Raw genomic sequence first — 19,135 nt, forward strand, 5'->3', positions numbered from 1 at the left:
GGGAGTGGTCCGCTCTGTGATTGTCAACGCTGCGTTCCTTCGCGCCCCCCTCTGGCCTGCCGGCCATCTCCCCCTCTTGGGGGGAGATTAGCAGCTTCACCGACAGCGCTTTCGGCGATTGGCGAAATCCGCCGCGACATCTGATCTCCCCCCAAGAGGGGGAGATGTCCGGCAGGACAGAGGGGGGCGCGACAAAACTCAACCTATGAAATCCTTCACGGCAGGCAATCCATCATTTGCGGCAATTAATGCACACCTCTGGATCGTTGTCTATTTTCCGCACAACGGTTGCGATCTTCCTCGCGTTGCCATCGCCGCCGCAAAGGCGGACAATGCGTCAACACCAAAACAGGGAGAGAAAGCATGATCGAATACGGTCATTTCATCGGCGGCAAGCGTGTCGCCGGCACCAGCGGGCGCAAGCAGGATGTGATGCAGCCGATGGACGGCTCCGTGCGCGGCACGGTGGCTTTAGCCTCGCAGGCGGAACTGCGCGCCGCGGTCGAGAACGCCAAGGCGGCGCAGCCGAAATGGGCCGCCACCAACCCGCAGCGCCGCGTGCGCGTGCTGATGAAATTCCTCGAGCTGGTCGCCCGGGACTATGACGAGCTGGCCGACATACTGGCGCGCGAGCACGGCAAGACGATCGCCGACGCGCGCGGCGACATCCAGCGCGGCCTCGAGGTGGTCGAGGTCTGCATCGGCGCTCCGCACATGATGAAGGGCGAGTTCACCGACGGCGCCGGCCCGGGCATCGACGTCTATTCGATGCGCCAGCCGCTGGGCGTCGTCGCCGGCATCACGCCGTTCAACTTCCCGGCCATGATCCCGCTGTGGAAGATCGCGCCGGCCATCGCCTGCGGCAACGCCTTCATCCTGAAGCCGTCGGAGCGCGATCCGGGCGTGCCGATCCGCATCGCCGAACTGTTCATCGAGGCCGGCCTGCCGGCCGGTATCCTCAACGTCGTCAATGGCGACAAGGAAGTGGTCGACGCCATCCTCGACGATCCGGACATCAAGGCGATAGGCTTCGTCGGCTCGACGCCGATCGCGCACTATATCTATTCGCGCGGCACCGCTTCCGGCAAACGCGTGCAGTGCTTCGGCGGCGCCAAGAACCACATGATCATCATGCCCGACGCCGACATGGATCAGACGGTCGACGCGCTGATCGGCGCCGGTTACGGCTCGGCCGGCGAACGCTGCATGGCGATTTCGGTGGCCGTCCCGGTCGGCAACGACACCGCCAACCGGCTGATGGAAAAGCTGGTGCCGCGCGTCGAAAGCCTGAAGGTCGGTCCCTCGACCGATTCTTCCGCCGATTTCGGCCCGCTGGTGACGGCACAGGCGCTGGAGCGCGTCAAGGGCTATGTCGATATCGGCATCAAGGAAGGCGCCAAGCTCGTCGTCGACGGCCGTGGCTTCAAGATGCAGGGCTATGAGAACGGCTACTATATGGGCGGCTGCCTGTTCGACAACGTGACCGCCGACATGCGCATCTACAAGGAGGAAATCTTCGGGCCGGTGCTCTCGGTGGTGCGCGCGCCGCGCTACGAGGATGCCATCAAGCTCGCCAACGACCACGAGATGGGCAACGGCGTCGCCATCTTCACCCGCGACGGGGACGCCGCGCGCGACTTCGCATCCAGAGTCCAGGTCGGCATGGTCGGCATCAACGTGCCGATCCCGGTTCCGATCGCCTATTACACCTTTGGCGGCTGGAAGGCGTCGTCCTTCGGCGACCTCAACCAGCACGGTCCGGACGCGTTCCGCTTCTACACCAAGACCAAGACGGTCACCTCGCGCTGGCCGTCGGGCATCAAAGACGGCGCGGAATTCGTCATCCCGACGATGAACTAGCCCGACGGTTTGCTCGTTTGCGCGTCCTCGCCACTTCGTGGCTGCGGGCGCGCGGCGAGGCATCAAGGACGGCGCGGAATTCGTCATTCCGACGATGAACTAGCCCGACGGTTTCGAAGCAGACCTGAGGAAGCGCGGTGCAAGCCGCGCTTTCTTTTTATCAAGCATCACTCTCGCTTTCGGCGCCGTGTCATGGCGGTGCAATTCCACTGCATGATTCGACGCGCGGCACGTCGAGAGCATCCGCATATTCTAATAATTCCATCGCCGTGTGATGGAACCAACAGACCACCATCTGCCTTAGGCTGTATTCCTGCCATGCGTGCAGGCAACCAAGCAGCGCCGGTTCAAGCCGGGGTTCTCGTCTGGCGCGAGGAGGTGTCAGATGACACGATTTGTTGTGGCGGCAATGTTGGCGGCGACGGCGATGACCGTTGGAGCCGTGCCGGCGAGCGCGGCGGCGCAATGCGCGGCGCGCGCCGACATCATCAAGGCGCTTGGCGACAAGTTCCACGAAACCGAGGCCGGGCGCGGCCTGATCAATCCAAACGTCGTGCTCGAGATCTTCGTCTCCGACCAGGGAAGCTGGACGGTGCTCGCCTCCGATACCAAAGGCCAGAGCTGCGTGCTTTCCGTCGGCGAGGGCTGGGACAGCCCGACGATTACGGCAGCGATGCCGGGCGCCTGAAACCGGCAGGGAGCCGGGGTGAGCGCCACAACGGCTCCTGCGCTCGGGCGTCAAGTGGCGCCAAGCAAGGCGCTCTCCGCGGCGCCGCTTGTTTACGGAGCGGAGCTTCACCATATCGAATCCAGGGAGTCATGATCTCCCGACGACAGACCGGAAGCCAGAAGGAGTGACGCGATGAAGACGTCCAATCCGGCCTGGAGCCTTCCGGCACACTGAGGCGGCCGAATGTGCCTCCCTTGCCGGAATGCGAAGGCAAAGGAGGTGCCCCATGGCACGCGAATTTTCGTTTCAATGGGTCAAGCTTGCGGCCGTTGGCGCCATGGTGGCGCTGTCGGCAGTTCCGGCGCGGGCGCAAGTCATCTGCGGCGGCCATGACTATCTGGTCGCGAGGCTGGCGGAGGCATTCGAGGAGAAGCGGCTGGGCTATGGCGTGGCCGGACAAGTCGCCATCTTCGAGGTGTTCGTCTCGGCAGGCGGAACCTGGACCATCCTGATGACCGACGTCAAAGGCCAGAGCTGCATCCTGGCCGCTGGCGAGGGGTGGGAAGACACGCTGGCCACCGCGGTCGGGCAGCCGGGCGGCTGAGACGCCTCGAGCAGGCGCTGGTCCTGCTCAGCGCGTGGCGGCCACCTCGGCATGACCGCGCAGCAGCGCCATCAGCTTCTTGGCGTCCTTGGCGGCGGCTTCCTCGTCGCCGTCGAGGATGGAACGGATCAGCGCCACGTGGTGCTCGGCCGATTCGGCGAGACCGGTATCGGCCTTGTAGCGATACCAGAAGCGGCGGCTGTGGGTCTGCAAGGGGGCCGCCACACGTGCCGCGAAGGGGTTGTCGGCGGCGATCGCCAGCGCTTCGTCGAGCGCCTTGTCGGCCTGGATGAAGGCAAGCACATTGCTCGAGATCACCGCCTTCTGCATGGCCAGGGCCGCCTCATGGAACAGGTCGGCGGCCTCGCGGGTGACGAAGCGGGCGGCCGAGCGGGCGAGCACCACCTCGATGCCGCGCCGCGCATCCAGCACCCGCAGCCAGTCGCCGGCGTGAAGCGGCGCGACCGCGATGCCGGCGCGGGGTCTGATGTCGAGAAGCCCTTCCCAGGCGAGCCGCTGGATCGCCTCGCGCACCGGGGTGCGTCCGAGACCCAGCCGCTCGATCAGCGCGCCTTCGGTGACGAAGCCCGACGGCGCCAGCTCGAGCGTGACGATCATGTGCTCAAGCGCGCGATAGGCCTTGGTCGCCGCCGGCTCGAAGGTCGCATTCGCCTCGACGGATATCAGCGGGGAGATCAATGGCGGGCTCCTGATATATTTTTCATATATCATAAGTGATTCAGCGTTGACAGGCGAATCCTTAGTAGATATACGGCTGATATATCAGAGGAGAGATAGCCATGTGGGCCGGAGTTTTCCCCGCCGTCACGACCAAATTCACCGCCGACGACCGTCTCGACCATGCCGAGATGGAGCGCTGCTACGGGCTGCAGATGGAGGCCGGCTGCGACGGCATCATCGTGTGCGGTTCGCTCGGCGAAGGACCCATGCTGTCGCCTGACGAGAAGATCGAGGTGCTGAAGGCGGCGCGGAAAGTCGCCGGCGACAAGCCGGTGCTGCTGACCGTCAACGAGCCCGGCACGCGTGAGGCCGCTGCTATCGCCAAGCGCGCCGCCAAGGAAGGCGCCGACGGCCTGATGGTGGTGCCGAGCCCGATCTACCACACCGACCCGCAAGAGACGGTCGCCGCCCTTCGCGCCGTCGCCGAAGCCGGCGACCTGCCGGTGATGATCTATTCCAACCGGCTCGCCTATCGTGTCGATGTCACCATCGACCTGATGGAGGAGCTGGCGTCGGACGACCGCTTCGTCGCCATCAAGGAATCCTCCGACGATATCCGCCGCTCGACCGAGATCATCAACCGCTTCGGCAGCCGCTACGACCTCTTCACCGGCGTCGACAACCTCGCCTTCGAGGCGCTGTCGGTCGGCGCCATCGGCTGGGTCGCCGGCCTCGTCACCGCCTTCCCGCGCGAGACGGTCGCGATCTACCAGCTGATGCGGCAGGGCCGCCGCGACGAGGCGCTGGCGATCTATCGCTGGTTCCGGCCCTTGCTCGACCTCGATGTCTCGACCTATCTGGTCCAAAACATCAAGCTTGCCGAAGTGCTGGCGATCGGTACCAATGATCGCGTGCGCATGCCGCGCCAGCCGCTGTCGGGCGAACGCCGCAAGGCGGTGGAGAACATCGTCCGGGACGCGCTGGCGGTGCGACCGACGCTGCCGGCGCTGCAGACGTCTCCTCGATCGGTGGAGAAGATGGCGGCGGCCGAATAAGGGACAGCACCGACGTGCCAGGAAATTCCAAATCCTCGGAACAGGAGCGGCGCTCCGCCACTGGGGCATCTTCTGCCGGTGCACGGGGAGAAGCGGAAGACATCGCCATCATCGGCGGCGGCATCATCGGCATCTGCGCCGCGACCCTGCTCTGCGAGGCCGGGCGCAGCGTCACCGTCTTCGACCGCACCGGCATCTGCGAGGAGACGAGTTCCGGCAATGCCGCCGCCTTCGCCTTCTCCGACGTGCTGCCGCTGGCGCATAAGGGCATGATCCGGCAATTGCCGAAATGGCTCGCCGACCCGCTCGGACCTTTGACCATCCCGCCGGCCTATCTGCCCAAGCTGCTGCCCTGGCTTATCCGCTTCTGGCGGGCGGGCGCCGCCAGGCACCACGAAGCGAGTCTGGCGGCGCAGGCCGGCATGATGAAGCTCGCCGAAGCCGAATGGATGGCGCTGCTCGACCGCTCCGGCACGCGGCCGATGCTGCGCAAGGATGGTTCGCTGGAATTCTATGAGAGCGAGGCGGAATTCCGCGCCTCGCTGCCCGGCTGGGCCGAGCGCGAGCGTTTCGGCATCGGCTTTCGCCATGTCGAGGGCGAAGAGATGGCAGCGCTGCAACCGGGTCTTTCGCCGCGCTTCGTCAAGGGCACCTTCGTTCCGGGCTGGAAGACGGTCGCCGATCCGAAGCTGCTCGGCAAATCGATCTGGGCCTATGCGGAAAAGCTTGGCGCCCGTTTCGAGCATGCGCGGGTCGCGCGCATAGAGGCCGACGCAAAGGGCGCCTCGATCGTACTGGCCGACGGCAGCAGGCGGACGGCAAAGACGCTTCTGATCACCGCGGGCGCCTGGTCCCATCTCCTGGCAAGGGATCTCGGCGACAGCATCCCGCTTGAAACCGAGCGCGGCTACAATACGACGCTGCCGGTGTCGGCCTTCGACGTGAAACGGCAGCTGATCTTTTCCGGCCATGGCTTCGTCATCACGCCGCTCGAGACCGGCTTGCGCGTCGGCGGTGCCGTCGAGCTCGGCGGCATCGAGCGGCCGCCGAATTTCGCTCGCTCGAAGGCGATGCTGGAGAAGGCGAAGCGCTTCCTGCCCGGGCTCGATCCGTCGGGCGGCCGCGAGTGGATGGGTTTTCGCCCCTCGCTGCCGGATTCCCTGCCGGTGATCGGCGCCTCGCGCGCGCCGAACGTCTACTACGCTTTTGGTCACGGCCATCTCGGCCTGACCCAGTCGGCGGCGACCGGCCGCTTGATCCGCGATCTCGTTCTCGGGCAGACTCCGCCCCTCGATCTCGCCCCTTTCCGCCCGCAACGGTTCTGACAGCAAGAGAGCAGCCATGGCCAAGAAATCCTTCTTCTGCATCGACGGCCACACCTGCGGCAATCCGGTGCGCCTGGTCGCTGGCGGCGGCCCGTTGCTCGAGGGCGCGACGATGATGGAGCGGCGAGCGCATTTCCTCGCCGAATTTGACTGGATCCGCACCGGACTGATGTTCGAGCCGCGCGGCCATGACGTGATGTCGGGGTCGATCCTCTACCCGCCGACGCGCGAGGACTGCGATATCGCCATCCTGTTCATCGAGACCTCGGGCTGCCTGCCGATGTGCGGGCATGGCACCATCGGCACAGTCACGATGGCCATCGAGCACGGGTTGATAAAGCCGAAGACGCCGGGCGTGCTCAGGCTCGACACGCCGGCCGGCCTGGTCGTCGCCGAATACAAGCAGGTCGGCGAATATGTCGAGGAGGTGCGCATCACCAACGTGCCGTCCTTCCTCCACGCCGAAGGCCTGACCATCGAATGCCCGGTGCTTGGCGAGATCAGCGTCGACGTCGCCTATGGCGGCAATTTCTACGCCATCGTCGAGCCGCAGAAGAATTACCGGGACATGGCCGACTATTCGGCCGGCGACCTCATCGCCTGGAGCCCGGTGGTGCGCCAGCGCCTCAACGAGAAATACTCCTTCGTGCATCCGGAGAACCCCGGCATCAACCGGCTGTCGCATATGCTGTGGACGGGCAAGCCGAAACATGCCGAGGCCGATGCGCGCAACGCCGTCTTCTACGGCGACAAGGCGATCGACCGCAGCCCTTGCGGCACCGGCACCTCGGCGCGCATGGCGCAGCTCCATGCCAAGGGCAAGCTCAAGGCCGGCGACAGTTTCGTCCATGAATCGATCATCGGCTCGCTGTTCAAAGGCAAGGTCGAAAAGGAGGTCAGCGTGGCCGGCAAGCCGGCGATCATCCCCTCGATCGGCGGCTGGGCGCGCATGACAGGATTGAACACCATCTTCATCGACGACCGCGATCCGTTCGCGCATGGATTCGTCGTCACATAAGCGTCACGGCCTCACGCAACGGAAGGTGTGCCGCGCAAAATGGGCAGCCTCTGTTCGCGCAAGAAATCTTCTCATCAACTTATTTTGACGGCGATTTCTTCGAGCGGGTGGGCATTATAGGGCTGAATCGTCAAAGACATTGCGTTGTGCCAATGATAGGGTCCGCGATAGTCCAGGGGGCCGGGTACGAAAAACGGACAATCGGGCGGCGTGCTTCCAAAACACGCCCGGCGATTGAAAAATCACGTTGCAATCCGGGCTCGAGACTTTACGACTAGGGGAAATACGAAAAGGAGTGCGACCCGGAAACGGGCGACATTCCAGGGGAGCCGCGTAAATATGCAGTATTTCGTCCAGCAGCTTATCAATGGGCTGACGCTGGGATCTATCTATGGCCTGATCGCAATCGGCTACACGATGGTCTACGGCATCATCGGCATGATAAATTTCGCCCATGGCGATATCTTCATGGTCGGCGCCTTCACCGCCCTCATCGTCTTCCTGATCCTCGGCGCGTTATTCTATTCGGTGCCGGTCGTGGTGGCGCTTCTGATCATGATGATCGTCGCCATGCTTCTCACCAGCCTCTACAACTGGACGATCGAAAAGGTGGCCTACCGGCCGCTGCGCGGATCGTTCCGGCTGGCGCCGCTGATCACCGCCATCGGCATGTCGATCGCGCTGTCCAATTTCGTGCAGGTCACGCAAGGCCCGCGCAACAAGCCGATCCCGCCGCTGGTCAGCCAAGTCTACACGATCGACGGCATCAGCATCTCGTTGAAGCAGATCATCATCGTGATCGTCACCATCGCGCTGCTGGCGATCTTCTGGTACCTGGTCAACCGAACCGCGCTCGGGCGGGCGCAACGCGCCTGCGAGCAGGATCGCAAGATGGCTGCGCTGCTCGGTATCGACGTCGACCGCACCATCTCCATCACCTTCATCATGGGCGCTGCTCTTGCCGCCGTCGCCGGTACCCTGTTCCTGATGTATTACGGCGTCGTGGTGTTCTCGGACGGCTTCGTGCCGGGCGTGAAGGCCTTCACGGCGGCCGTGCTTGGCGGCATCGGCTCGCTACCTGGCGCGGTGCTCGGAGGATTGCTCATCGGCTTCATCGAGAGCATGTGGTCGGCCTATTTCTCGATCGACTACAAGGACGTCGCCGCTTTCTCGATCCTGGCGATCGTGCTCATCTTCCTGCCCTCCGGCATTCTCGGCCGGCCTGAAGTCGAAAAGGTCTGATCCTGATGGCCGTTACCGTGTCTTCGGAGCGCGACACCGTCGCTACTCCAGTTCAGCGCGCTTTTCGCGAAGCGCTCTATGCAGGCGCCATCGCGCTCGGCCTGTTCGTGCTGTTTATCGGTCTCAGGACCGATCAGAATATCTCCAACGAACTGATCCTGGTGCAGCGCTGGGGCCTGCTCGCCCTGGTGGTCATCGCCACCGCCGGGGGCCGCTTCCTGTATGTCGCCTATGGCCAGCCCTTCGTGGCCAGCCTGAAGATCGCCGACATCGACACAGGCCTGCTGCCCGACACCATGGCGGCACGCTTCTTCAGGATGCCTTATTTCATAGCCGCGGTCGTTGTCGCAGCCTTGCTGTTTGTGCTGGCCGGCTCGCTTGACGGGCTGCTCGGACCCGACCTTGCCGGCTACGCGCGCTTTGTACGGGCGCTAGCGATCATTTATGCCGTCGCCTGGGTAATGTATTATTTCCGGGCCTTCATCCACGCCCATTTCTCGGCGTTGGGCATCAGCGCGCTGGCGCTCTATCCGATCGTCGTCGTGCTGGTGCTTGCGCTGGTAACAGGATCGATGGCGGGAGGGTTTCAGGGCTCTCTGAAGTGGGTCGACAATTTCGGCATCCAGATCCTGATCTATGTGATGCTGGCCTGGGGGCTCAACATCGTCATCGGCCTCGCCGGCCTGCTCGATCTCGGCTACGTCGCCTTCTATGCCGTCGGCGCGTATGCCTACGCGCTGCTCGGCACGCATTTCGGCCTCTCCTTCTGGATCCTGCTTCCGGCCGCCGGCTGCATGGCCGCCTTCTGGGGCGTCATGCTCGGGTTCCCGGTGCTGCGGCTGCGCGGCGACTATCTGGCGATCGTCACCCTTGCCTTTGGCGAGATCATCCGCCTCGTCCTGATCAACTGGCGCGAGGTGACAAACGGTTCGGCCGGCATTTCCGGCATTCCAAAAGTCTCCTTCTTCGGCCTGATGTCGTTCAACGTCTCGGACCCGAACTACATCGCCAAGGTGCTGCACATCGCCACGTCGAGCGCCTATTACAAGATCTTCCTTTACTATCTGATCCTCGGACTCTGTCTTTTGACGGCCTTCGTTACCATCAGGCTGCGCCGGTTGCCGGTCGGCAGGGCGTGGGAAGCGCTGCGCGAGGACGAGATCGCCTGTCGCTCGCTCGGCATCAACACCACCACCACCAAGTTGACGGCGTTCGCCACCGGCGCCATGTTCGGCGGCTTCGCCGGTTCGTTCTTCGCCGCACGGCAAGGTTTCGTCAGCCCCGAATCCTTCGTCTTCCTGGAATCGGCGATTGTCCTCGCCATCGTCGTGCTCGGTGGCATGGGTTCGCTGGTCGGCATCGCCGTAGCGGCGCTGGTGATGATCGGCGGCACCGAAGCGTTGCGGGAACTCGACTTCCTGAAGCGGGTCTTCGGTCCCGATTTCACGCCTGAACTCTACCGCATGCTGCTTTTCGGCATGGCCATGGTCATCGTCATGCTGTGGAAGCCGCGCGGCTTCGTCGGCAGCCGCGAGCCGACGGCCTTCCTGAAGGAGCGAAGAGCGGTTTCAAGCTCCTTCACCAAGGAGGGGCACGGCTGATGAACGCGACCCCTTCCTCGAACGATTTCATCCTGCAGGTCGAGCATCTGTCGATGAAGTTCGGCGGCCTGGTCGCCATCGGCGACCTGTCGTTCCAGGCCAGGCGCGGCGAGATCACCGCGCTGATCGGTCCGAACGGCGCCGGCAAGACGACGGTGTTCAACTGCATCACCGGCTTCTACAAGCCGTCTGAAGGCATGATCACGCTGAACCGGAACGACGGCTCGACCTATCTGCTCGAGCGCCTGCCCAACCACGAGATCCCGGCCCGCGCCAAGGTGGCGCGCACCTTCCAGAACATCCGCCTGTTCTCGGGCATGACGCTGCTGGAGAACCTCCTGGTCGCGCAGCACAATAAGCTGATGAAGGCTTCGGGCTATACGCTTCTCGGCCTGTTCGGCTTTCCGAGCTATCGCCAGGCCTCGGCCGAGTCGATCGAGCTCGCCAGGCACTGGCTGGAGAAGGCCGATCTTGTCGAGCGCGCCGACGATCCGGCCGGCGACCTGCCCTATGGCGCGCAGCGGCGCCTGGAAATCGCGCGCGCCATGTGCACGGGGCCGGAGCTTCTGTGCCTCGACGAACCGGCCGCCGGCCTCAATCCGAAGGAATCTGCGGCGCTCAACGAGCTGTTGATGGGCATCAAGAGCACCGGCACGTCGATCCTGCTCATCGAGCACGACATGTCGGTGGTGATGCAGATCTCCGACCATGTCGTCGTGCTCGAATACGGCCGCAAGATCTCCGACGGCAATCCGGCGTCGGTCCGCACCGATCCGCGCGTCATCGCTGCCTATCTCGGCGTCGACGACGAGGAGGTTGAGACGGTGCTGACCGAGGTCGGCGATGAGGACGTGATCGAGCAGCTCGATACCGGCCCCGATTCCGCGCATGGGCCGGGAAATTCCGCTTCGATGATGGCCGGGCCGGTTTCCGATTCGGTCGAACATGGGAATAAGGGCGAGCGGGTCACGGTGTCGAAGGGCGCCTCGAAGGCGGCGCAAGTCGACGCGCGCGCCGCATCGATAACCAGCAAACCGGTTCCAGCGCCAGCGACAAAGTCGGCCGCCGCGAAAGGCAAGCCGACGGCGAAAGCCCCTGCAAAGAAGGCCCCCGGCAAGGCGCCGGCGAAAGCCGGCAGCATCTCGAATCGCCTCGACGCGCCACGCGGCGGCAAGGCTGACAGCCTGATCCGCATCAAAGGCATCGGCCCGGTCAACGAGCGCAAGCTCAACGAGCACGGCATCTTCCATTTCGACCAGATAGCGGCCTGGAAGAAGGCCGATATCGAGGCCGCGGAAGCCTATCTCGCCTTTGACGGGCGCATTGCCCGCGAAGACTGGATCGGCCAGGCGAAGACGCTGGCGAAGGAAGCGGCGGCCAAGCCCGCGATGCGTGGAGGGCGTAAATAATGGCCGGCACAACGCTGCTCGACATCAAGGGCGTCGAAACCTACTACGGCAACATCCGGGCGCTGAACGGCGTCGATGTCAGCGTCAACCAGGGTGAGATCGTGGCGCTGATCGGTGCCAACGGCGCCGGCAAGTCGACGCTGATGATGACCATCTTCGGCGCGCCGCGCGCCCGCACCGGAACCATCACCTTCGCCGGCACCGACATCACCAAGATGCCGACGCATGAGATCGCACGCCTGCGCATCGCGCAATCCCCGGAAGGCAGACGCATCTTTCCGCGCATGACGGTGATGGAAAATCTGCAGATGGGCGCCAGCCTCGACAACCTCAAGCACTATGACGAGGACGTCGAGAGGGTGTTCACGCTGTTCCCGCGGCTGAAAGAGCGCATCGCCCAGCGCGGCGGCACGCTGTCGGGCGGCGAGCAGCAGATGCTGTCGATCGGGCGCGCGCTGATGGCGCGGCCGAAGCTTTTGTTGCTGGACGAGCCGTCGCTGGGCCTCGCGCCGCTGATCGTCAAGCAGATCTTCGACGCCATCCGCGAGCTCAACAAGACGCAGGGGCTGACCGTGTTCCTGGTCGAGCAGAACGCCTTCGGCGCGCTCAAGCTCGCCACGCGCGGTTATGTCATGGTCAACGGCAATGTGACGATGAGCGGCACCGGCAAGGAATTGCTCGCCAATCCGGAAGTGCGCGCCGCCTATCTCGAAGGCGGACATCACTAGAGCGCGATGACTTTCCCAGGATCGCCATCTCGCTCTAAGGTTTTGTTCTTGAAGCATGATCTTCTCCGAAAAGTCTGCAACTTTTCGGGATCATGCTAAGATCTGGGGACATCAATCATGCAGGGCATTATCTACGAAGAAGCCTCGATCTGGCAGTTTCTGTTCGTCACGGGCCTGCTTGGCGGCGGGGCGGCATGGATGACAGGCAAAGCGGCGGCTCAGACCTGGAGCACGTATCTGCGGCTGTTTTTCTTCCTGCTCGGTCTCGGTATCGGCGTCAGGTTCATCCATCACGCCTTGTTCGGCGGCACGATGTTCTCGCTGCATTACTATATCGTCGACACCATCGTCCTGATGATACTGGGCTTCCTCGGCTATCAATACACGCGCACCAACCAAATGGTCACGCAGTATAACTGGCTCTATGAAAGAGCTTCCTTGTTAAGCTGGAAACCGAAAGGTTGACGTTCACCATTACGCCGTTTCGGGGATGAATCGGCGTGACAAGTGCCTGAAAATCGGCATTCTATGCTTTCTGCGATAAGGGTGGGCATCGCATGAAAGTATCATCCACGCCCACTCCGTAAATGGGAGCGTTTCAATGAAAAAATCACTCTTGTCCGCCGTTGCGCTGACCGCGTTCGTCGCGTTCAGCGGCAGCGCGTGGGCCGCTGACATCCTGATCGGCGTCGCCGGTCCGATCACCGGCCCGAACGCCGCCTTCGGCGCACAGCTGCAGAAGGGCGCGGAACAGGCGGTCGCCGACATCAACGCGGCGGGCGGCGTCAATGGCCAGCAGCTCAAGCTCGAGATCGGTGACGACGTCTCCGATCCCAAGCAGGGCATCTCGGTCGCCAACAAGTTCGTCGCCGACGGCGTCAAGTTCGTCGACGGCCATTTCAACTCCGGTGTGTCGATCCCGGCCTCGGAAGTCTACCAGGAAAACGGCATCCTCGAGATCACGCCGGCGGCGACCAACCCGAAGTTCACCGAGCGCGGCATGTGGAACACCTTCCGCACCTGCGGTCGTGACGATCAGCAGGGCAAGGTGGCCGGCGACTACATCGCCAAGAACTTCAAGGATGCCAAGATCGCCATCATCCACGACAAGACGCCTTATGGTCAGGGCCTCGCCGACGAAACCAAGAAGAACCTCAACGCCAACGGCATCACGGAAGTGTTGTACGAAGGCGTGAATGTCGGCGACAAGGACTTCTCGGCCCTCATCGCCAAGATGAAGGAAAACGGCGTCACGCTCATCTACTGGGGCGGCCTGCACACCGAAGCCGGCCTGATTATCCGTCAGTCGGCCGATCAGGGCCTGAAGGCGCCGCTGTTCTCGGGCGACGGCATCGTCTCCAACGAACTGGCCTCGATCGCGGGCGACGCTGTTGCCGGCACGCTCAATACCTTCGCTCCGGATCCGCGCAAGAACCCGGCCGCCAAGGAAGTGGTCGAGAAGTTCCGCGCCAACGGCTTCGAGCCGGAAGCCTACACGCTCTACTCCTATGCCGCGGTGCAGATCATCGCCCAGGCCATCGCCAAGACCGGCTCGGCCGACGACGCGCAGAAGGTTGCGGAGACGATCAGGGCCAACACCTGGAAGACCGCCATCGGTGACATCGGCTACGACGCCAAGGGCGACATCACCCGTCCTGACTATGTCATCTATGAATGGAAGAAGGGCGACGACGGCAAGTACAGCTACTTCGAGAAATAAGCCGGCAAACTCAAGCCGATTTTTCGGGGATGCCCGGCGCTCGCGCCGGGCATTTTCGTTGCGGGCGAGGCCAACCGGAAGCTCCGCGCCGCGCCCCGGGCAATACCCGTCCACCACCCATGATCCGTGTTCGAAGAACAGCAATGATGATTTGGCGCAAACAGGCGACTTAAATCGTTTTAGCTGTCGCGCAAATTTGTTTGCGCTGCAGCATTTTCACGTTAATCATTGCGCCGGTTCATCTCCCTTCCGCTGCTGGAGCCTACTCCTTGGCCATCACGAAGATACTCGTCGCCAACCGGTCCGAAATCGCCATCCGCGTGTTCCGCGCGGCCAACGAGCTCGGCCTCAAAACCGTGGCGATCTGGGCGGAGGAAGACAAATATTCGCTGCACCGCTTCAAGGCCGACGAGAGCTATCAGGTCGGCCGCGGACCGCATCTGGCCAAGGACATGGGTCCGATCGAAAGCTACCTGTCGATCGAGGAGGTGATCCGGGTCGCCAGGCTGTCGGGCGCCGACGCCATCCATCCCGGCTACGGCCTGCTGTCGGAAAGCCCGGAATTTGCCGAGGCCTGCGCCGAGGCCGGCGTCACCTTCATCGGCCCGAAGCCGGAAACGATGCGCCGGCTCGGCAACAAGGTCGCCGCGCGCAACCTGGCGATCGAGGTCGGCGTGCCGGTCGTTCCGGCAACCGATCCGCTGCCGGACGACATGGGCGAGGTCAAGAAGCTCGCCGCGCAAATAGGCTATCCGGTGATGCTCAAGGCCTCGTGGGGCGGCGGCGGCCGCGGCATGCGCGCCATCCGCGCCGAGGCCGACCTCGCGCGCGAGGTGATGGAAGGCAAGCGCGAGGCCAAGGCCGCCTTCGGCAAGGACGAGGTCTATCTCGAAAAGCTTATCGAGCGCGCCCGCCATGTCGAGGTGCAGGTGCTGGGCGACACCCACGGCAATGCGGTGCATCTGTTCGAGCGCGACTGCTCGATCCAGCGCCGCAACCAGAAGGTCGTGGAGCGCGCGCCGGCGCCCTATCTCAGCGAGGAGCTGCGCCAGGAGCTCTGCGACTATGCGCTCAAGATCGCGCGCGAGACCAGCTATATCGGCGCCGGCACGGTCGAGTTCCTGCAGGACGCCGACACCGGCAAGTTCTATTTCATCGAGGTAAATCCGCGCATCCAGGTCGAGCACACCGTCACCGAGCAGGTGACGGGCATCGACATCGTCAAGGCGCAGATCCACATCCTCGACGGCTTCGCCATCGGCACGAAGCAATCGGGCGTGCCGGTGCAGAAGGACATCAGGCTGAACGGCCACGCGCTGCAGTGCCGCATCACTACGGAGGATCCGGAGCACAATTTCATTCCGGACTACGGCCGCATCACCGCCTATCGCGAGGCGGCGGGCTTCGGCATCCGGCTCGACGGCGGCACCGCCTATTCGGGCGCGGTCATCACCCGCTTCTACGACCCGCTGCTCGAAAAGGTGACGGCCTGGGCGCCGACGCCCGGCGAGGCGATCTCGCGCATGAACCGGGCGCTGCGCGAGTTCCGCATTCGTGGCGTCGCCACCAACCTCACCTTCCTCGAAGCGATCATCAATCACCCGCGCTTCGCCGACAATTCCTACACGACCAGGTTCATCGACACGACGCCGGAACTATTCGAGCAGGTGAAGCGGCAGGACCGCGCCACCAAGCTGCTCAATTACCTCGCCGATGTCAGCGTCAACGGCCACCCCGAGACGCGCGGCCGGCCGATGCCGAAGGCGACTGCGGCGGCACCCGTGGTGCCCTATCTCAACGGGCATGTTCCGGACGGCAGCAAGCAGAGGCTCGACGCGCTGGGTCCCGAGAAATTCGCGGCCTGGATGCGCGGGGAGCGACAGGTGCTGGTCACCGACACGACGATGCGCGACGGCCACCAGTCGCTGCTCGCCACGCGCATGCGCACCTATGACATCGCCGGCATCGCCGGCACCTATGCGCGGGCGCTGCCGCAATTGCTCTCGCTGGAATGCTGGGGCGGCGCGACGTTCGACGTCGCCATGCGCTTCCTTACCGAGGATCCGTGGGAGCGGCTGAGCAAAGTGCGCGAGGCGGCGCCCAACCTTCTTCTGCAGATGCTTTTACGCGGCGCCAACGGCGTCGGCTACACCAACTATCCCGACAATGTCGTCCAGCATTTCGTCCGCCAAGCGGCGGCCGGTGGCGTCGATCTGTTCCGCGTCTTCGACTGCCTTAACTGGGTCGAGAATATGCGCGTCGCCATGGACGCGGTGGGCGCCGAGGGCAAGCTGGTAGAAGCGGCGATGTGCTACACCGGCGACATCCTCGATCCGGCGCGGGCGAAGTACGATTTGAAATACTATGTCGGGCTGGCCAAGGAGCTGGAGGCGGCAGGCGCGCATATCATCGCCGTCAAGGACATGGCCGGCCTGTTGAAGCCGGCCGCGGCGCGCGTGCTGTTCAAGGCGCTGCGCGAGGCGACCGACCTGCCAATCCATTTCCACACGCACGACACGTCAGGGCTGTCGGCGGCGACGGTGCTGGCGGCGGTGGAGAGCGGCGCCGACGCTATCGACGCGGCGATGGATTCCTTCTCCGGCAACACCTCGCAGCCCTGCCTCGGCTCGATCGTCGAGGCGCTGAAAGGCACCGAGCGCGACCCCGGTCTCGATCCGCAATGGATCCGCCGCATCTCCTTCTACTGGGAAGCGGTGCGCAACCAGTACGCCGCCTTCGAGAGCGATCTCAAGGGACCCGCCTCGGAGGTCTACCTGCACGAAATGCCGGGCGGCCAGTTCACCAACCTCAAGGAACAGGCGCGCTCGCTTGGCCTGGAGACGCGCTGGCATGAGGTGGCGCAGGGCTATCACGACGTCAACCTGATGTTCGGCGACATCGTCAAGGTGACGCCGTCATCCAAGGTGGTCGGCGACATGGCGCTGATGATGGTCAGCCAGGATCTCACCGTCGCCGATGTCGAGAGCTCGGCCAAAGACATTGCCTTCCCGGATTCGGTGGTGTCGATGCTGCGCGGCGATCTCGGCCAGTCGCCAGGCGGCTGGCCGGCAGCGCTGCAGAAGAAGGCGCTGAAGGGCGAAAAGCCGATTACGGTTCGACCGGGCTCGCTGCTAAAGCCCGCCGACCTCAAGGCGAGCCGCAAGGACATCGAGGGCAAGCTCGACCGCAAGCTCTCGGAGTATGAATTCGCATCGTGGCTGATGTATCCGAAGGTGTTCACCGACTTCGCCGCGGCACAGGAGACCTACGGGCCGGTCAGCGTGCTGCCGACGCCGACCTATTTCTACGGCATGAAGTCGGAAGACGAGATCTTTCTCGACATCGAGAAGGGCAAGACGCTGGTGGTGCGCTGCCAGGCGTTCGGCGATGTCGACGAGAAGGGCATGGTCACCGTGTTCTTCGAGCTCAACGGCCAGCCACGCCGCGTCAAGGTGCCGGACAGGGCGCATGGCGCTTCCGCCGCCAAGGCACGCCGCAAGGCCGAGCCTGGCAATGAGGGGCATGTCGGCGCGCCGATGCCCGGCGTCGTATCGGCGCTTGCCGTCGCGCCCGGACAGGCCGTCAAGGCGGGCGACGTGCTGCTTTCGATCGAAGCGATGAAGATGGAAACCGCACTCCACGCCGAACGCGACGGCGAGATCGCCGAGGTGCTGGTCAAGGCCGGCGATCAGATCGATGCGAAGGATCTGTTGATCGCATTTAAATGACGGTCGCAGCGCGATGCTTGAAGGGCGGTTGGCAGCAACCGTCCACAGGCGCTCGACAAGTGTCTTGACCCGCCGCGCCCGCTCGGGCAGGGAACCCGCTCCAATTTGCCGTGGCGGGAATCGCCACGGCTCCAGAAGACGCGGAGAGAAAAATGGCCGACGAAATCACCGAGACCAGCCAGACTGTAGCCGCCGGCCAGCTGCGCACCATCATCGAGCGTATCGAGCGGCTCGAGGAAGAAAAGAAGACAATCTCCGACGACATCAAGGATGTCTATGCCGAAGCCAAGGGCACCGGCTTCGACACCAAGGCGGTTCGCACGATCGTGCGGCTGCGCAAGAAGGACCAGGCCGAGCGCCAGGAAGAAGAGTCGATACTCGATCTCTACAAGGCCGCCCTCGGCATGGTCTGAGGCGCGTGGCCGGAGACCGGCCATGAACGAATTCGACTTCGGCGGCCGTCGCGCCTCGGAGTTCCGCCATCGCGGCTTCTGGGCGCTGTTCGCCGAACGGCACCCGCAAGAAAGGCAAAGGCTCGCTCGGCGCGGGCCGTGGTTCTGGCAGCGCGGGCTGCCGGATTTCGCTTTGGTCCTTTCGATGTATGTCGCGCCGGCGCAGAACCATGTCGGCGTCTTCTTCGGGCGCAATGAGAAGTTCGGCGCCACGGAGTCCTGGTCGCGGCTGAAACCGTTCCAGCCGGCGATCGAGGCCAGGCTGAAGCTCAGGCCCGAGCAGAGCTGCGAAAGTCTCGGCATCAACTCGATGTGGCGGGTGAACTGCTACGCCGAGGACAATTGGCCGGCCATGACCGACTGGCTGGTGAGGGAATGCTCACGCTTCGAAGAAGCCGTGACCGAAATTCTCGGGCAGCGATAAGTCGCCGGCGATGACGGGTTTTTTCCGTTCGCGCTGGAGAGGCCAGGTTCCGCTCGACCGGCTGTTCTGGCGCGATATGCTGCTGGTCGGTACCATCTTGAACATCGCCTCCTCGGCGCTGGCGCTGGGCCTGCTCGGGTTGAAGCTGCCGCTCTGGCTGGTGCTGGCGGTGCATTTCCTCCCCGTTCCCTACACCATTTTTCTGACGGTCGCCGTCTGGCGGACCGCGGAGAAGGTCGGGAATTTCAAGGCGCAGCTGATGATGCTCGGTTCCGCGCTCTGGCTGATCGCGACGGTCGTTGCGTAGAGCCGGATGGAGCATGAAAAAGGGCGGCCGAGGCCGCCCTTTGCGAAGACTGGAAGCCCAGATCAGGCCGCAGGCTCGAAGCGCAGCGCCACGCCATTGATGCAGTAGCGCAGGCCGGTCGGCGGCGGGCCGTCCTCGAAAACGTGGCCGAGATGGCTGCCGCAGCGCGCGCAATGGCATTCGGTGCGCACCATGCCGTAGCTGCGGTCGACGGTGGTCTCGATCGAGCCCTGGACCGGATCGTTGAAGCTCGGCCAGCCGGTGCCGCTCTCGAACTTCAGCTTGGATTCGAACAGTGGCTGGTCGCAGCC

The 19,135-nt window shown here is 63.8% G+C and carries 19 protein-coding genes; 17 read left to right on the forward strand and 2 right to left on the reverse strand.

What is annotated here, in order from left to right; all coding sequences use genetic code 11:
* Positions 1-205 precede the first annotated feature (205 nt).
* From FJ980_RS34775 to FJ980_RS23195, 4 genes are all read left to right on the forward strand, one after another.
* Complete coding sequence (locus FJ980_RS34775; protein WP_181181291.1) at positions 206-367, forward strand: hypothetical protein; 162 nt, start codon at positions 206-208, stop codon at positions 365-367.
* The gene (locus FJ980_RS23185) at positions 364-1,860 is read left to right on the forward strand and encodes a CoA-acylating methylmalonate-semialdehyde dehydrogenase (RefSeq protein WP_140546066.1); all 1,497 of its coding nucleotides are present in this window, start codon (positions 364-366) and stop codon (positions 1,858-1,860) included. Before FJ980_RS34775 ends, FJ980_RS23185 begins: the two co-directional genes overlap by 4 nt.
* 385 nt (positions 1,861-2,245) lie before the next feature.
* A complete protein-coding gene (locus FJ980_RS23190; RefSeq protein WP_140546067.1) occupies positions 2,246-2,548 on the forward strand; it encodes a hypothetical protein in 303 nt (100 codons plus the stop codon).
* Between the two features lie 268 nt (positions 2,549-2,816).
* Positions 2,817-3,134 carry a hypothetical protein gene (locus FJ980_RS23195; protein ID WP_140546068.1) on the forward strand — a complete coding sequence of 106 codons (318 nt, stop codon included), beginning with the start codon at positions 2,817-2,819 and terminating at the stop codon, positions 3,132-3,134.
* 27 nt (positions 3,135-3,161) lie between these two features.
* Here the strand turns inward: FJ980_RS23195 and FJ980_RS23200 are convergent, their stop codons facing one another.
* Complete coding sequence (locus tag FJ980_RS23200) at positions 3,162-3,866, reverse strand: GntR family transcriptional regulator (RefSeq protein ID WP_246676520.1); 705 nt, start codon at positions 3,864-3,866, stop codon at positions 3,162-3,164.
* Between the two features lie 68 nt (positions 3,867-3,934).
* On the opposite strand from FJ980_RS23200, the gene FJ980_RS23205 reads away from it, so the two are divergent.
* The 13 genes from FJ980_RS23205 to FJ980_RS23265 all read left to right on the forward strand — a co-directional run bounded on the left by FJ980_RS23205 (position 3,935) and on the right by FJ980_RS23265 (position 18,824).
* Positions 3,935-4,870, forward strand: a complete 936-nt coding sequence (locus tag FJ980_RS23205; protein WP_140546069.1) for a dihydrodipicolinate synthase family protein — start codon at positions 3,935-3,937, stop codon at positions 4,868-4,870.
* A 14-nt stretch (positions 4,871-4,884) separates the two neighbouring features.
* A complete protein-coding gene (locus FJ980_RS23210) occupies positions 4,885-6,195 on the forward strand; it encodes an FAD-binding oxidoreductase (protein WP_140546070.1) in 1,311 nt (436 codons plus the stop codon).
* A gap of 16 nt (positions 6,196-6,211) precedes the next feature.
* Positions 6,212-7,213: a 4-hydroxyproline epimerase gene (locus FJ980_RS23215; protein WP_140546071.1), complete on the forward strand. Its 1,002-nt coding sequence runs from the start codon at positions 6,212-6,214 to the stop codon at positions 7,211-7,213.
* Positions 7,214-7,552: 339 nt separating this feature from the next.
* Positions 7,553-8,455, forward strand: a complete 903-nt coding sequence (locus tag FJ980_RS23220; protein ID WP_140546072.1) for a branched-chain amino acid ABC transporter permease LivH — start codon at positions 7,553-7,555, stop codon at positions 8,453-8,455.
* Positions 8,456-8,460: 5 nt separating this feature from the next.
* Positions 8,461-10,056, forward strand: a complete 1,596-nt coding sequence (livM, locus tag FJ980_RS23225; RefSeq protein ID WP_140546073.1) for a high-affinity branched-chain amino acid ABC transporter permease LivM — start codon at positions 8,461-8,463, stop codon at positions 10,054-10,056.
* Positions 10,056-11,465: an ATP-binding cassette domain-containing protein gene (locus tag FJ980_RS23230; RefSeq protein ID WP_140546074.1), complete on the forward strand. Its 1,410-nt coding sequence runs from the start codon at positions 10,056-10,058 to the stop codon at positions 11,463-11,465. The genes livM and FJ980_RS23230 overlap by 1 nt, the downstream gene beginning before the upstream one ends.
* Entirely contained in the window at positions 11,465-12,193 is a 729-nt protein-coding gene (locus FJ980_RS23235) for an ABC transporter ATP-binding protein (RefSeq protein ID WP_095767235.1), read from the forward strand. Before FJ980_RS23230 ends, FJ980_RS23235 begins: the two co-directional genes overlap by 1 nt.
* Before the next feature lie 117 nt (positions 12,194-12,310).
* Positions 12,311-12,658, forward strand: a complete 348-nt coding sequence (locus tag FJ980_RS23240; RefSeq protein WP_095767236.1) for a DUF6867 family protein — start codon at positions 12,311-12,313, stop codon at positions 12,656-12,658.
* Between the two features lie 136 nt (positions 12,659-12,794).
* Positions 12,795-13,913 carry a branched-chain amino acid ABC transporter substrate-binding protein gene (locus FJ980_RS23245; RefSeq protein WP_140546075.1) on the forward strand — a complete coding sequence of 373 codons (1,119 nt, stop codon included), beginning with the start codon at positions 12,795-12,797 and terminating at the stop codon, positions 13,911-13,913.
* Positions 13,914-14,182: 269 nt separating this feature from the next.
* Positions 14,183-17,641, forward strand: coding sequence for a pyruvate carboxylase (gene pyc / locus FJ980_RS23250; protein ID WP_140546076.1), 3,459 nt, complete (start codon positions 14,183-14,185; stop codon positions 17,639-17,641).
* 152 nt (positions 17,642-17,793) lie between these two features.
* The gene (locus FJ980_RS23255) at positions 17,794-18,054 is read left to right on the forward strand and encodes a DUF2312 domain-containing protein (protein ID WP_140546077.1); all 261 of its coding nucleotides are present in this window, start codon (positions 17,794-17,796) and stop codon (positions 18,052-18,054) included.
* A gap of 22 nt (positions 18,055-18,076) precedes the next feature.
* Positions 18,077-18,517, forward strand: a complete 441-nt coding sequence (locus FJ980_RS23260) for a hypothetical protein (protein ID WP_140546078.1) — start codon at positions 18,077-18,079, stop codon at positions 18,515-18,517.
* Between the two features lie 10 nt (positions 18,518-18,527).
* On the forward strand, positions 18,528-18,824 hold the full coding sequence (locus tag FJ980_RS23265) for a hypothetical protein (protein ID WP_140546079.1): 297 nt from the start codon (positions 18,528-18,530) through the stop codon (positions 18,822-18,824).
* Positions 18,825-18,886: 62 nt separating this feature from the next.
* Here the strand turns inward: FJ980_RS23265 and msrB are convergent.
* Positions 18,887-19,135: peptide-methionine (R)-S-oxide reductase MsrB (gene msrB / locus FJ980_RS23270; protein ID WP_140546080.1), on the reverse strand; the 249-nt coding region annotated here is incomplete at its 5' end.

The organism is Mesorhizobium sp. B1-1-5 (assembly GCF_006443065.1).
Lineage (GTDB): Bacteria > Pseudomonadota > Alphaproteobacteria > Rhizobiales > Rhizobiaceae > Mesorhizobium.